Genomic DNA, 15187 nt, shown 5'->3' with positions numbered 1-15187 from the left:
ACCAGCTGTTGCCGTCGCGTTGGGCCGCGAATCGAAATGGCTTCCTAAGTTCTGGGACGTGCCCCCACGTACCGAAAAGACGACCGCCCTCCGGGTAGCCGTGCTCGCCGACTCCGACACCCGGTGGAAATGGGGCGCGCTCACCGCGCGCCGCCTCACCGCCGGTGCGTCCGGTGCGCCGGCGCAGCGCGTCGAGATCAGCGGACTGCTGCTGCGCGGCCGGGCCACCCCGACCCCGCGCCAGCTCGCCGAGGTCGGCGACGTCGGCATCGGACCCGACCGGGTGCGCGAGGTGACGGCCGTCGAGTTCCTGCACGCGGTGCGCGACGAGGGGTACGACGTGGTCGTCCTCGCCCTCGTCGGCGGCGGCGTCCAGGCCATGCTGCACGGCCTCGCCGCGCTGCGGCTGCCGACCCGGCCCGTCGTCGTCACCGGCTACGTCGGCGTCGTCTACGAGAAGCTCGCCGACGGACTGCTGCTGCGGCACGGCGCGGACATCGTCCTCGCCAACTCCCGCCACGACGCGGAGCGTTTCCGCGCGGTGTACGAGGGGGTGGGCGCCGACGCCTCGGCCGTCACGGAGGCCGCCCTGCCGTTCCTCGGCGGCGAACCGCACTGCCCGCAGGAGGGCCGCGACACCGTCGTCTTCGCCGCCCAGCCGTCCGTGCCGGCCTCCCGCGCCGACCGCACGTACCTGCTGCGCAGGCTCGTCGAGCACGCCCGGCTGCACCCCGGTCGCGAGGTGGTGCTGAAGCTGCGCTCCAAGCCCGGCGAGCACACCACGCACATCGAGGAACTCCCGTACCAGCGGCTCGCCGAGAAGCTGCCCGGCGGGACACCGCCCAACTTCCGCCTGGCGTACGGGAACATGGGCGAGGTCCTGGACCGCACCGACCTGCTGGTCACGGTCTCCTCGACCGCCGCCCTGGAGTCCCTGCACCGGCGCATCCCGACCGCCGTCCTCACCGACCTCGGCGTCCGCGAGACCCTCGGCAACCACCACTTCATCGGCTCCGGACTGCTCACCTCCTGGGACCACCTCGACGGCGGCCTGCGCCCCGAGCCCGACCCGCAGTGGCTGGCCGGCCAGGGCGTCGCCGCCGACGGCACGTACGCCACCGCCTACGACCACGCCCGCGCCCGCGTCGACGCGCTGCTCGCCGCGCCCCGGCTGCCCGACCTCGCCCCCTACTACACCCCGGCCACCGCGCCCGGCTACCTCCCCGGCATCCTCGCCCGCCACCACCTCGCCCCCGACGGCCACCCGCTGCCGGGCGCCGAACGGCCGCGCGAGACGGGCGGGGTGCGCGGCGCGGTCCGCGAGGCGGTCCGGGAGGCGGCGCGCGGAGCGTACCGGCAGGGCGTCCAGCGGGTCGCCCCCGTCATCCGGCGGATGGGCGAGCTGTGACCCCGTCGGCCCCGACTTCCCATTCGACCCCGACCTCGACCCCAGGAGCAGCGATGACGCCGCCCACCGTGCTCGCCGTGATCCCCGCCCGCGGCGGATCCAAGGGCGTACCGGCCAAGAACCTCGCCCAGGTCGGCGGCGTACCGCTGGTCGCCCGCGCCGTACGCGCCTGCCTGGCCTCCCACGAGGTCACCGACGTCGTCGTGACGACCGACGACGCGGCCATCGCCGACGCGGCCCGCGCCGCGGGCGACACCACGGGCACCCCCGAGCGGCTGCACATCGTCCAGCGCCCCGCGGCCATCGCCGGGGACAGATCCAGCAGCGAGGACGCGGTGCTGCACGCCCTGGACGCGTACGAGGCGATGCGCGACCGGAAGGCCGACGTGGTGCTGCTCGTCCAGTGCACCAGCCCCTTCGTCGTACGGGAGGACATCGACGGCGTCGCCGCCGCGGTCGCCCGCGACGGCGCCGACACCGCGGTCACGGTCGCCCCCTTCCACGGCTTCCTCTGGCGCGACGGCAGCGCGACCGAGGAGGGCAACCACGGCGTCAACCACGACAAGTCCGTACGCCAGATGCGCCAGGACCGCCCCGAGGACCTCCTCGAAACCGGCACCGCGTACGCCATGGACGTCGAGGGCTTCCGCACCCACCGCCACCGCTTCTTCGGCCACACCGCACTGGTGCGCACCGACGCCGCACGGGTGCTGGAGGTCGACGACCCGCACGATCTGGCCCGCGCCCGCGCCCTCGCCCCGCTGCTCGACCCGTCGCCGCTGCCCACCCTCGACGACATCGACGCCGTCGTGCTGGACTTCGACGGCACCCAGACCGACGACCGGGTCCTCATCGACGCCGACGGACGCGAGATCGTCGCCGTCCACCGCGGCGACGGCCTCGGCATCGCCGCGCTGCGCAGGGCCGGGCTGCCGCTGCTGATCCTGTCCACCGAGCAGAACCCGGTCGTCGCGGCCCGCGCCCACAAGCTCCGCATCCCGGTCCTGCACGGCATCGACCGCAAGGACCTCGCGCTCAAGCAGTGGTGCGACGAGCAGTCCATCGCCCCCGAACGAGTCCTCTACGTCGGCAACGACGTCAACGACCTGCCCTGCTTCGCGCTCGCCGGCTGGCCCGTCGCCGTCGCGAGCGCCCACGACTCGGTACGGGCGGCCGCACGCGCCGTCACGACCGTCCCCGGCGGCTTCGGCGCCATCCGCGAGATCGCGGCCTGGCTGCTCGGCCCCACCCTCACGACCACCGCCAAGTCCCCCAAGTGATCCCGGGTCCCCAAGCCCGCCACGTCATCCGAGCTAAGGAAACGCACCTCATGAACACCTCCCGCCTGCGCACCTTCGGCACCCGCACCGCCGGCCCCGGCCGCCCCGTCTACATCACCGGCGAGATCGGCATCAACCACAACGGCGACCTCGACAACGCCCTCGCCCTGATCGACATCGCCGCCGAGGCCGGCTGCGACGCGGTCAAGTTCCAGAAGCGCACCCCGGAGATCTGCACCCCGCGCGACCAGTGGGACATCGAGCGCGACACCCCCTGGGGCCGGATGACGTACATCGACTACCGCCACCGCGTCGAGTTCGGCGAGGACGAGTACCGGGCCATCTCCGAGCACTGCGCCCGGCGCGGCATCGACTGGTTCGCCTCCCCGTGGGACACCGAGGCCGTCGCCTTCCTGGAGAAGTTCGACGTCCCCGCCCACAAGGTCGCCTCGGCCTCGCTCACCGACGACGAGCTGCTGCGCGCGCTGCGCGCCACCGGCCGCACGGTCATCCTCTCCACCGGCATGTCCACCCCGAAGCAGATCCGCCACGCGGTGGAGGTCCTCGGCTCGGACAACATCCTGCTCTGCCACGCCACCTCGACGTACCCCGCCAAGGCCGAGGAGCTGAACCTGCGGGTCATCAACACCCTCCAGCAGGAGTACCCCAACGTCCCGATCGGCTACAGCGGCCACGAGACCGGCCTCCAGACCACCCTGGCCGCCGTCGCCCTCGGCGCCACGTTCGTCGAGCGCCACATCACCCTGGACCGCGCCATGTGGGGCTCCGACCAGGCCGCCTCCGTCGAGCCGCAGGGCCTCAGCCGCCTGGTCCGCGACATCCGCACCATCGAGGCATCGCTCGGTGACGGCGTCAAGAAGGTGTACGAGTCTGAGCTCGGCCCGATGAAGAAGCTCCGCCGGGTCACGGGCGTCGTCGCCGAGAGCGAGGCGGCCACGGCCGCCGAGCCGGTCGCGGTCTGACGGGCCGACCGGTGAACCTCGCCTTCGTCGAGAGCCCGGTCCAGCTCCTGAACGTCCTGGAGTGGGCCTACGCAGAGGGAGGCGACGACCGGGTCCTGACGGACATCACGGTCGTCGTCCTCCCCCCGGTCGACCCGATGTCGCGCGGCCAGCTGCGCCGGATGGCGGAGCTGGCCCGCGACGAGGGCATCCACGTCCGCTGGCAGGAGGCGCGCGGCGGCGCGAGCGCTCCCCTCAAGAGCCTCCGCGACCTGGCCGGACTCGTCCGCGGGGCCCGCCACGTCGTCATCGGCGACCCGTTCTCCCGGTACGTACAGCTCCTGCTCACCATGGTCCGGGCCCGCCGCCTCACGGTGGTCGACGACGGCACCGCCACCATGGAGTTCGTCGCCCAGCTGGCCCGCGGCGAACGCCTGGTGCGCTGGCACCGCAAGGGCGGCTCGGGCCCGCGCGAACTGGTCCTGGCCCCGGTCACGGCCCGCGCCCGCAGCCGCTTCGTCCCGTCCGAAACCCGCACGGTCGAGGTCTTCACGGCGATGCCGGTCGAGGCCCCGCCCGGCGTCACCATCACCCCCAACACCTTCGCCTGGACCCGCGCCCGCTTCGGCCCGCCCGGCCTCACCAGGGGCGCGGACCTGGTCGGCACCTCCCTCGTCGAGACGGGCGTGGTCGACCGCGACCAGTACCTGGAGGCCGTCGCCGCCCTGTCCCGCACCCACGGGGCCACCCGCTACTTCGCCCACCGCCGCGAGTCCACCGACAAACTCCACGCCCTGGAGGCCCTCACCGGCCTGGAGATCGTCCGCCCCGACCTCCCCCTGGAACTCATCGCCCGCCGCGGCCCGATCGGCCGCACGGTCCTCAGCTTTCCCTCCACCGTCGTCCACACCCTGCCCCTCGCCCTGGCAGGCACCGAGGTGAAGGTCGCGGTCTGCGACATCGCCCCGGAATGGCTCCGCGACACGGCCTCCCCCCGCGCCCAGGGCTTCCTGAGCGGCGTCACGGCAACCGCCCGCGACGTACAACGCCTCGCCCCGTGGCGCGCCACGGCGGTGACGGAGGCGTAGGCCCCGTCACCGCTGCCGCCGGCCGAGGGGAGCCCTCGACAGTCGCCGAATCGTCCGGACAACCGGGCGGCCTCTGCGTAGAGTTCTGCGGGATTCCCTCTCCCGGGAATCTTCGTCTTCGTGGAGCTGGGGTGGGGATCATGTGGAGACGCTTGCGCCGTCGAAGAGGAGCCGGGGTGGTGGCCGTTGCCGCGCTGAGCCTCGTCGCGGGAGGGGCACTGGCACCGCAGGCGACGGCGGCAGGGCGAGCCGGCAGTGAAGCCGGGGCGAACGGGGGGGCCGGCGTCCGGTGGAGCCCGGCGGGGATCTCGCCGAAGCCCTCCGGTCCGGGCCGCACGACCGGTCTGCCGCAGCAGTTCGGACAGGGGCAGGCAGTCAAGGGGCGTTGGCAGTTCGAGGAGACGACCGCCGGTGCACCTGTGAGCACTCCGGACTCCGCAGGGCAGTCCGGGCCGATGAACCTGTACGGGGGAGCGCAGCTCGGGCCGGGGTGGATCGACGCCAGTGGTCTTCGGCTGAACGGCGTCGATTCCTACGCCGAGGTCCCGGCCGTGCCGGTCGACACGAGTTCGAGCTTCACGGTGACCGCATGGGCTCAGGCGTCCGAGCTGTCGGACCGGCCGATGACGGTGATCAACGCCGCAGGAAACAAGCGCAGTGCCTTCGCCCTGCGCTTCCTGTCGACTCCCGAGGATTCCGAAGGCTACGGGCGCTGGGAGCTGACGCTGCCCGAAGCGGACCGCACAGGGGCTGCGACCAGGCAGGTCAGCAGCACTGAGTTCTACGACGTCCGTGAGTGGAACCACCTGACGGTGGTCTACGACAGCGTCGCCGAGCAGGCCCGGCTCTACGTCAACGGCATACTCCAGGACGTCAGGTGCCCCGACGACGACGGGGACGGCGAGCCGGACGACAGCACCTGCCGGGACGAGATCGCCTGGGCGGACGACGTGCGGATGTTCAGGGCCGACGGACCCCTGCAGGTGGGACGTGCGATGTCGGACACCGAGGACGAGTACTTCGCCGGAACGATCGACGACGTCTGGGTTTTCCAAGGAGCGTTGAACAGCAGTCAGGTCAGCTATCTCTCCAATACTTGGTTCGACATTCCGACCGAGGTTCCGGCCGGCAGTTGATGCCACCGCCCTACCGGTCGGGGCCCCTTTCGCGATCCTGTCGCGGAGGGGGCCCCGACCTGGGCACGCACATGCGTCACCTCTTCGTCCGGACCGCGCTCCCCGCCCCGGCGTCCCCGAGCGGGCGGCCCGTGGTCGAGCGACCACGACCGAGTAGGGCTCCGTCACTCACCTGGGTCTTTGCCGGACAGGCGGACGGCCTCCGCACGACCAGCGCCGTGGAGGTTTGCCCGAAGCGGGCGCGGCCACCGCTGCCGCCCTCGCACCCGCCGGTCCCGGGAGCCCCGCCCGGGCGTCGGTACGGCCGAAGCCATTGCTGAAGGTTGAGCAGGTGAAGCCCCGGCGGGCTCGTGAAGGGCCCGGCTGCGACCGTGCTGCTGTACGCGGTGCGCCGCTATGCCCACGAGATCGACACGTTCCGGTTCGTACCTCCCGGACGAAGCGGGCGAGTGTACCCACCGTGCCGACGCCTCACACGCTGCGACGCGGCCAAATATTCGTCCGCGTGGCTGAACCTTTGCTGTTTCGCAGGCAGTTGAAGGGGGAAGCGTCGTACGCTTCGCCAGGTGAACCACTTGATGTCCTGTGCGTCCGATGTCCAGCCGACCGTCCAGGGCGAAGCCCTGCCCGGCACCCTGCCCGAGGACCTGCGTGCCGAACTGATCGCCTTCCGGCGCGATCTGCACATGCACCCCGAGCTCGGCAACCAGGAGTTCCGCACCACCGCGGCCATCAAGGCCCGGCTGGAGAAGGCCGGTCTGCGGCCCCGGGTGCTCTCCACCGGGACCGGACTCATCTGCGACGTGGGCACGCGGGACGACTCCACCCCGCCCGTTCTCGCCCTGCGCGCCGACATCGACGCCCTGCCGATTCCGGACACCAAGACCGGCGTCCCGTACCGCTCCACCGTCCCCGACCGGGCCCACGCGTGCGGGCACGACGTCCACACCACCGCGGTCCTCGGCGCCGGCCTCGTGCTCGCCGGCCTCGACCGGCGGGGGCTGCTCCCGAACCCGGTGCGGCTGATCTTCCAGCCGGCCGAGGAGGTGCTGCCCGGCGGGGCGCCCGAGGCGATCCTGTCCGGGGCGCTGGAGGACGTCGGGCGGATCATCGGGGTGCACTGCGACCCGAAGGTGGACGTGGGCCGGATCGGCCTGCGGGTCGGGGCGATCACCTCGGCCTGCGACCGGCTGGAGGTCTCCCTCGACGGACCGGGCGGCCACACCGCCCGCCCGCACCTGACCACCGACCTGGTCACCGCCGCCGCCAAGGTGGCCACCGAGGTGCCCGCGCTGCTGGCCCGCCGGGTCGACGCCCGTTCCGGCCTCGCCGTCACCTGGGGGCGGCTGGAGGCCGGTCACGCCTGCAACGTGATCCCGCAGCACGCCGAGCTGTCGGGCACCGTCCGCTGCCTGGATCTGGCGGCCTGGCGGGAGGCGCCGGACCTGGTGCACGCCGCGATCGACGAGGTGGCCGGGCTGTACGGCGCCAAGACGGTGATCAACTACGTCCGGGGCGTCCCGCCCGTCGTGAACGACGCCGCCATGATCGACCTGCTCGCCGGCGCGATGACCGCCCGCCGCGGAACGCAGTCGATCGAGAGCACCGAGCAGAGCCTCGGCGGCGAGGACTTCTCCTGGTACCTGGAGCACGTCCCCGGCGCCATGGCCCGCCTCGGCGTCCGCACCCCCGGCGACACCGCCCGCCTCGACCTGCACCGCGGCGACTTCGACGCGGACGAGGAGGCGATCGCGGTGGCCGTCGAGCTGTTCACCGCGGCGGCACTCCTGGACGGCCGCGGCGACTGACCGGCTGCGGCGAAGGGCCGGGAGCGGTGACCGGGCGGGAGCGGCGGCCGGGCGGGGCGGCGACCGGACGGGAACGGCAGGAGCGGTGGGAACGGGGGCCGGGAAGCGGTGCCCCGGCCCCGTTTCCCGACCGCCCGAACAGGCCCCGCCGCGTGGCGGGTACGGTGGTGTCCGGTCGTTCGCTGGCTCCGTGTCGCCCGATGGCAACCACCCGTAACCGGGTCGGTCACCTCCCGTTCGCGACGATCCGATAACGGCTTCCGTACGGGGCTTTATCTGACATCTACGCGCGTTACGATCGCGGCGAAACCAGCGCCGGAAGAGGCGCTTCGGTCAGGTTTGAAGGAGCCTTCCCTTGCGCCGGATCACCCGGATTGCCACCGTGGGCCTTGCGTCCGCGGCGCTCGCACTCAGCGCCACGGCCTGTGGCAGTAAGACGTCGTCGGATGCTGGTTCCGACTCCAAGGAAGCCAAGACGGCCATCGCGTACGACGTCGGCGGTCGTGGCGACCAGTCGTTCAACGACGCCGCCTACGCCGGTCTGGCCAAGGCCGAGAAGGAACTCGGCTTCAAGGGCACCGAGGCCGAGCCGTCGGACGGCGAGGCGGACGCCGACAAGGTGCAGCGCCTCACCACGCTGGCCCGCGCCGGCAACAACCCGGTGATCGGTGTCGGCTTCGCGTACGCCCCCGCCATCAAGAAGGTCGCGGAGAAGTTCCCGAAGACCACCTTCGGCATCATCGACGACGCCTCGGTGACCGGCAAGAACATCGCCAACATGGTCTTCAACGAGGAGCAGGGCTCCTACCTCGCCGGTGTCGCGGCGGCCAAGGTGACCAAGTCCAAGACGGTCGGCTTCATCGGCGGTGTCGAGACCCCGCTGATCAAGAAGTTCCAGGCCGGCTTCGAGCAGGGCGTCAAGGACACCGACTCCTCGGTGAAGGTCCTGTCGCAGTACCTGACCCAGCCGCCGAACTTCGACGGCTTCTCCAAGCCCGACCTCGGCAAGGCCGCCGCCCAGGGGCAGCTCGACAAGAAGGCCGACGTCGTCTACGCGGCGGCCGGTCTGGCCGGCTCCGGCTCCATCGAGGCCACCGCCAAGGCGGGCAAGTGGGCCATCGGCGTCGACTCCGACCAGTACAACCAGAAGGGCCTGGCCGCCTACAAGGACCAGATCCTGACCTCGGTCACCAAGGACGTCGCGGACTCCGTCTACAACCTGATCAAGTCGGTCAAGGACGGCAAGCCGCAGTCCGGTGAGGTCCGCTACGGCCTGGACAAGGACGGCGTCGGCCTGGCCGACTCCAACCCGGCCTTCACCAAGATGACCGACGTCATCGCCGCCGTGGACAAGGCGAAGAAGGACATCATCGACGGCAAGGTCACCGTCAAGACCACCCCGTAACGGCACCTGCCGGTACGGCTGCTTCCCCCGGGCCCGGAGCGTGCACACCGCCGCTCCGGGCCCAGGGGGATGTTCCTGCGAGAAGTTCCGAAGAAGTTCCGCCCGTCACAGCGTCTTCCCAGCACAGAGGCACGACCCCGGTCTTTCGACGTGTTGAGCACAGGCGTCTTACGATTCGGCAGCGCTACGCGTGTAGACAGCCCTCCGGCGCGATAACTTCACCCCGCCCCTGCCCCTCCGCCCCGCTCCTGTCCGGCCAAGGAGAGTGCGTCATCAACGCGTCCAGCCCCCCCGCCGTAGAACTGCACGGCATCACCAAACGCTTCCCGGGTGTCGTCGCCAACCGGGACATCGACATCACCATCCGCAAGGGCACGGTTCACGCCCTCGTCGGTGAGAACGGTGCCGGCAAGTCCACCCTGATGAAGATCCTCTACGGCATGCAGAAGCCGGACGAGGGCACCATCACGGTCGACGGGACCGAGGTGACGTTCGGCAGCCCGGCCGATGCCATCGGCTGCGGCATCGGCATGGTGCACCAGCACTTCATGCTCGCCGACAACTTCACCGTCCTGGAGAACGTGGTTCTCGGCGGCGAGAAGCTGCACGGCATCGGTTCCGCGGCCCGCAAGAAGATCCTGGAGATCTCGGACGCGTACGGTCTGGGGGTCCGCCCCGACGCCCTCGTCGAGGACCTCGGCGTCGCCGACCGCCAGCGCGTGGAGATCCTCAAGGTCCTCTACCGCGGCGCGCGCATCCTGATCCTGGACGAGCCGACCGCCGTGCTCGTGCCGCAGGAGGTCGACGCGCTCTTCGACAACCTGCGCGAGCTCAAGGCCGAGGGCCTGACCGTCATCTTCATCTCGCACAAGCTGGGCGAGGTCCTGTCGGTCGCCGACGACATCACGGTGATCCGCCGCGGCACGACGGTCGGCACCGCGGACCCGGCCACCACCACGACCAAGCAGCTCGCCGAGCTGATGGTCGGCAGCGAGCTGCCCTCTCCCGAGACCCGTGAGTCCACGGTGACGGACGTCGCGATGCTGCGCGTCGAGGACCTCGCGCTCACCGTGACCGACCCGGACGGCGCGGTGCGCGACGTGCTGGCCGGCATCGACCTCACCATCCACAAGGGCGAGGTCCTGGGCATCGCCGGGGTGGAGGGCAACGGCCAGACCGAGCTGATCGAGGCACTGATCGGCATGCGGAACCCCGACGGCGGTGTGATCACCCTCGACGGCCAGGACATCTCCCACATCCCCACGCGCAAGCGGCGCGAGAGCGGCATCGGCTACATCCCGGAGGACCGCCACCGGCACGGCATGCTGCTGGAGGCGCCCCTCTGGGAGAACCGTATCCTCGGCCACGTCACCGAACGGCCCAACAGCCGGCACGGACTGCTGGACATCAAGGCGGCCCGCGCCGACACCGAGCGGATCGTGCGCGAGTACGACGTCCGCACCCCCGGCATCGAGGTCACCGCGGCCTCCCTCTCCGGCGGCAACCAGCAGAAGCTGATCGTCGGCCGGGAGATGAGCCACGATCCCAAGCTCCTGATCGCCGCCCACCCCACCCGCGGCGTGGACGTCGGCGCGCAGGCGCAGATCTGGGACCAGATCCGGGAGGCGCGCCGCGAGGGCCTCGCCGTCCTGCTCATCTCGGCGGACCTGGACGAGCTGATCGGGCTCTCCGACACCCTGCGCGTCATGTACCGCGGTCGGCTGGTCGCCGACGCCGACCCCGGCACCATCACCCCGGAGGAACTGGGCTCGGCCATGACCGGCGCCGCCACCGGTCATCTCGAGGCAGCACCGGAGGACGAGGACCGATGAAGAAATTCGACAAGGACCGGCTGATCCTGGGCTTCGCCGGCCCCGTTCTCGCCCTGGTCGTCGCCTTCGTGCTCACCACCGTGGTGCTGCTCGCCTCGGGCAAGAACCCGTTCGAGCCGTACCGGCTGATGCTCGACTCGGCGGCGTACGTCGACGTGCAGGTCCTGATCATCAACCAGGCGGGTACGTACTACCTCGCCGCCCTCGCGGTCGCCGTCGGCTTCCGGATGAACCTCTTCAACATCGGCGTCGACGGTCAGTACCGGCTCGCCGCGATGATGGCCGCGCTGGTCGGCGCGAGCGTCGACCTGCCCGGACCGCTGCAGATCGCGCTGATCGTGATCGTCGCGATGCTGGTCGGCGCCTTCTGGGCGGGCATCGCCGGCTTCCTCAAGACCACCCGGGGAGTGAGCGAGGTCGTCTCGACGATCATGCTCAACTCCATCGCGACCGCGCTGATCGCCTGGCTGATCCTGCCGAAGAACTTCGGTGTGCAGCCCGCCGGCTCCAACAACCTGACCACCGGCGACCTCCCGGAGTCCGCCTGGTTCCCCGGTCTGTCCATGGGCGCGGAGGCGGGGGAGATCTACGGATTCACCTTCGTCGCGGCCGCCTGCGGCATCATCTACTGGTTCGTCCTGAACCGCACCCGCTTCGGCTTCGACCTGCGGGCCACGGGTGAGAGCGAGAGCGCCGCCCAGGCATCCGGCGTGGACGCCAAGAAGATGATCCTCACCTCGATGCTGATCTCCGGCGCCGTCGCCGGTCTCGCGGGCATGCCGACGCTCCTGGGCGACTCGCACACCTACAGCCTCGACTTCCCGACCGGGATCGGCTTCACCGGCATCACCATCGCCCTGCTCGGCCGGAACAACCCGGTCGGCATCGCCTTCAGCGCCCTGCTGATCGCCTTCCTGGACAAGGCGTCCGCCTCGCTCGACCAGTTCGGGTACGAGAAGGAGATCGCCACGATCATGCAGGGGCTGATCGTGATCTCGGTCGTCGTCAGCTACGAACTCGTGCGCCGTTACGGAACCCGCCGCCAGCAGCAGAAGGTCGGCGAGGAACTCGCCGCCGGCCATGCCCTCAAGACCGAGAAGGAGGCCGCACTGTGAGCGCAACCCAGGTTTCCGCCGCGAGCGTCGCCCCCAAGAAGGGCGGCGGCCGCCGCAAGCTCACCCTGCCCGTCATCCTGCTGATCATCGCGGGCGGTCTCGCACTGGTCTCACTCGTCCGCCTGATCAGCGGCGCCAACGACGTGACGTCCGTCGGACAGGTCGCGGGCGCGCTCGAACTGGCGGTCCCGATCGGCCTCGCCGGACTCGGCGGTCTGTGGGCCGAGCGGGCGGGCGTCGTCAACATCGGTCTCGAAGGCATGATGATCCTGGGCACCTGGTTCGGTGCCTGGGCCGGGTTCCAGTGGGGCCCGTGGGTGGGCGTCCTGTTCGGCATCATCGGCGGTGCCCTCGGCGGCCTGCTGCACGCGATCATCACCGTCACCTTCGGGGTGAACCACATCGTCTCCGGTGTGGCCATCAACATCCTCGCGGTCGGCGCGACCCGCTACCTCTCCAACTACGCCTTCGACGGCGTCGAGGGCGGCTCGTCCAAGCAGTCCCCGCGGATCGAGGCGATCGACCGCATCACCATCCCCGGACTGTCGGACTGGCTCCTGGACATCCAGCAGAAGCACTGGTTCCTCGTCTCGGACATCGCCGGGGTCGTCGGCGGCCTGGTCACCAACCTGTCCTGGCTGACCGTCGTCGCGCTGCTGCTGATCCCCGGCACCTGGTGGGTGCTGTGGCGCACCTCGTTCGGGCTGCGGCTGCGTTCCTGCGGCGAGAGCCCGGTCGCCGCCGAGTCGCTCGGCGTCAACGTCTACAAGTACAAGTACATCGCCGTCGTCATCTCCGGCGGTCTCGCCGGTCTCGCCGGCGCCTTCCTGGCGATCGTCTCCACCGGCATCTACCAGGAGAGCCAGACCGGCGGCCGCGGCTACATCGGTCTCGCCGCGATGATCTTCGGCAACTGGATGCCGGGCGGGATGGCGCTCGGCGCGGGCCTGTTCGGCTTCACCGACAGCCTCAAGCTGCGCGGCGGCGCCGAGAACGTGCACGCGATGCTCCTGCTGCTCGCGATCCTGCTGGTGGCCGTGCTGATCTGGCAGCTGTACCGGAAGAAGTACGTGGCGGCGGTGGTCTCGGCAGCGGTTTCCGGGCTGCTCTTCACCTGGTACGCGCTGACCGACCAGGTGCCGAGCCAGTTCGTCGACGCGGCCCCCTACGTCACGACGCTGCTGGTCCTCTCGCTCTCCGCGCAACGGCTGCGCATGCCCAAGGCGGACGGTCTCGTCTACCGGAAGGGCCAGGGCAAGTGACGGCCGCCGCGGAGGTCGACTGGGCGGCGCTGCGCGGCGCCGCACGGGCCGCCATGACACATGCGTACGTGCCGTACTCGCACTACCCGGTCGGCGCCGCGGCCCGGGTCGACGACGGCCGCACGGTCTCCGGCTGCAACGTCGAGAACGCCTCGTACGGGATCGGGCTGTGTGCCGAGTGCGGCCTGGTCTCCGCGCTGCACGCCACCGGTGGCGGCCGGCTGACCCACTTCACCTGCGTGGACGGGGCCGGCGAGATCCTGGTGCCGTGCGGCAGGTGCCGGCAGCTGCTGTACGAGTTCGGCGGCCCGGAACTGATCCTGGAGACGCCGGACGGGCTGCGCACGCTCGACGAGATGCTGCCGCAGGCGTTCGGCCCGGGGCACCTGAAGTAACCGGGGCACCCGGGGCGGCGGACGCCCGCACCGCGACCACCGTGGCCCTCCCGCGCGTCGGGAGGGCCACTCCCATCTCCACCCTCTATGCGCGTAGAGTCATTCGGGACTCTCGCGTACCGCACGCACACACGTACGTACCGGCCGGAAGGACTCCCAGCACATGGACGCCATCTCCGTCATCCGCACCAAGCGGGACCGAGGCGAGCTGACCCCCGAACAGATCGACTGGGTCATCGACGCGTACACCCGCGGTGAGGTCGCCGACGAGCAGATGTCCGCGCTGGCCATGGCGATCCTGCTGAACGGCATGAACCGCACCGAGATCGCCCGCTGGACCGCCGCGATGATCGCCTCCGGCGAGCGGATGGACTTCGCCTCGCTCTCCCGGCCCACCACCGACAAGCACTCCACCGGCGGCGTCGGCGACAAGATCACCCTGCCGCTCGCCCCGCTGGTCGCCGCCTGCGGCGCCGCCGTGCCGCAGCTCAGCGGCCGGGGCCTCGGCCACACCGGCGGCACGCTGGACAAGCTGGAGTCCATCCCCGGCTGGCGCGCGCACCTGTCCAACGAGGAGATGCTGAACGTCCTGGACACCACCGGCGCGGTCATCTGCGCCGCCGGTGACGGCCTGGCCCCCGCCGACAAGAAGCTGTACGCGCTCCGCGACGTCACCGGCACCGTCGAGGCCATCCCGCTGATCGCCAGCTCGATCATGTCCAAGAAGATCGCCGAGGGCACCGGCGCGCTCGTCCTGGACGTCAAGGTCGGCTCCGGCGCCTTCATGAAGACCATCGAGGACGCCCGCGAGCTGGCTTCCACCATGGTCGCGCTGGGCACCGACAGCGGCGTGCGCACGGTTGCCCTGCTCACCGACATGGCCACCCCGCTCGGCCTGACCGCGGGCAACGCCCTGGAGGTGCGCGAGTCCGTCGAGGTGCTGGCCGGCGGCGGCCCGAAGGACGTCGTCGACCTCACCCTCGCCCTGGCCCGCGAGATGCTGGACGCGGCGGGCCTCAAGGACGCCGACCCGGAGAAGGCCCTCGCCGACGGCTCCGCGATGGACGTCTGGCGCCGCATGATCTCCGCCCAGGGCGGCGACCCGGACGCAACCCTCCCGGTCGCCCGCGAGCAGCACGTGGTCACGGCCCCGTCCACCGGCGTGCTGACCCGCCTGGACGCCTACGACATCGGCGTCGCCGCCTGGCGCCTGGGCGCGGGCCGGGCCCGCAAGGAGGACCCGGTGCAGGCGGGCGCGGGCGTCGAGCTGCACGCCAAGCCTGGCGACACGGTCACGGCCGGCCAGCCGCTGCTGACGCTGCACACCGACACGCCGGAGAAGTTCGACTACGCGCTGAAGGCCCTGCCCGACGCGTACGACATCGCCCCGGCGGGCACGGCCTTCACCGCCACCCCCGTGGTGCGGGAACGTATCGCCTGACCTGCGGTTTTCCCATACGGGTGAACGGGACCGGTGGACCACCGCCGGTCCCGTT

The 15187-nt window shown here is 71.2% G+C and carries 12 protein-coding genes; all 12 read left to right on the top strand.

What is annotated here, in order from left to right; all coding sequences use genetic code 11:
• Positions 1 to 58: 58 nt before the first annotated feature.
• The 12 genes from ACFYW1_RS22315 to ACFYW1_RS22260 all read left to right on the top strand — a co-directional run bounded on the left by ACFYW1_RS22315 (position 59) and on the right by ACFYW1_RS22260 (position 15132).
• Positions 59 to 1408, top strand: a complete 1350-nt coding sequence (locus ACFYW1_RS22315; protein ID WP_388995735.1) for a DUF6716 putative glycosyltransferase — start codon at positions 59 to 61, stop codon at positions 1406 to 1408.
• A 53-nt stretch (positions 1409 to 1461) separates the two neighbouring features.
• Positions 1462 to 2688: a cytidylyltransferase domain-containing protein gene (locus ACFYW1_RS22310; protein WP_388995732.1), complete on the top strand. Its 1227-nt coding sequence runs from the start codon at positions 1462 to 1464 to the stop codon at positions 2686 to 2688.
• Positions 2689 to 2738: 50 nt separating this feature from the next.
• On the top strand, positions 2739 to 3671 hold the full coding sequence (locus ACFYW1_RS22305) for an N-acetylneuraminate synthase family protein (RefSeq protein WP_388995729.1): 933 nt from the start codon (positions 2739 to 2741) through the stop codon (positions 3669 to 3671).
• 11 nt (positions 3672 to 3682) lie between these two features.
• Positions 3683 to 4738, top strand: a complete 1056-nt coding sequence (locus ACFYW1_RS22300; protein ID WP_388995726.1) for a hypothetical protein — start codon at positions 3683 to 3685, stop codon at positions 4736 to 4738.
• A 176-nt stretch (positions 4739 to 4914) separates the two neighbouring features.
• A complete protein-coding gene (locus ACFYW1_RS22295; protein ID WP_388995723.1) occupies positions 4915 to 5874 on the top strand; it encodes a LamG domain-containing protein in 960 nt (319 codons plus the stop codon).
• 578 nt (positions 5875 to 6452) lie between these two features.
• A complete protein-coding gene (locus ACFYW1_RS22290; RefSeq protein WP_388996105.1) occupies positions 6453 to 7682 on the top strand; it encodes an amidohydrolase in 1230 nt (409 codons plus the stop codon).
• Positions 7683 to 8037: 355 nt separating this feature from the next.
• Entirely contained in the window at positions 8038 to 9087 is a 1050-nt protein-coding gene (locus ACFYW1_RS22285; protein ID WP_356932379.1) for a BMP family ABC transporter substrate-binding protein, read from the top strand.
• Positions 9088 to 9335: 248 nt separating this feature from the next.
• Positions 9336 to 10919, top strand: a complete 1584-nt coding sequence (locus ACFYW1_RS22280) for an ABC transporter ATP-binding protein (RefSeq protein WP_388996102.1) — start codon at positions 9336 to 9338, stop codon at positions 10917 to 10919.
• Positions 10916 to 12034 (top strand): ABC transporter permease, encoded by a 1119-nt coding sequence (locus ACFYW1_RS22275; RefSeq protein WP_388995720.1) that lies wholly within the window; start codon positions 10916 to 10918, stop codon positions 12032 to 12034. Before ACFYW1_RS22280 ends, ACFYW1_RS22275 begins: the two co-directional genes overlap by 4 nt.
• The gene (locus ACFYW1_RS22270) at positions 12031 to 13296 is read left to right on the top strand and encodes an ABC transporter permease (RefSeq protein WP_388995717.1); all 1266 of its coding nucleotides are present in this window, start codon (positions 12031 to 12033) and stop codon (positions 13294 to 13296) included. The genes ACFYW1_RS22275 and ACFYW1_RS22270 overlap by 4 nt, the downstream gene beginning before the upstream one ends.
• Positions 13293 to 13691, top strand: coding sequence for a cytidine deaminase (locus tag ACFYW1_RS22265; protein ID WP_388995714.1), 399 nt, complete (start codon positions 13293 to 13295; stop codon positions 13689 to 13691). Before ACFYW1_RS22270 ends, ACFYW1_RS22265 begins: the two co-directional genes overlap by 4 nt.
• 163 nt (positions 13692 to 13854) lie before the next feature.
• Positions 13855 to 15132, top strand: a complete 1278-nt coding sequence (locus ACFYW1_RS22260) for a thymidine phosphorylase (protein WP_266415185.1) — start codon at positions 13855 to 13857, stop codon at positions 15130 to 15132.
• The last annotated feature ends 55 nt before the right edge of the window (positions 15133 to 15187 follow it).

The organism is Streptomyces sp. NPDC002669, assembly GCF_042889165.1.
GTDB lineage: Bacteria > Actinomycetota > Actinomycetes > Streptomycetales > Streptomycetaceae > Streptomyces.
Note: the sequence above shows the minus strand (reverse complement) of the source record. Positions and strands in the feature narration are given on the sequence as shown.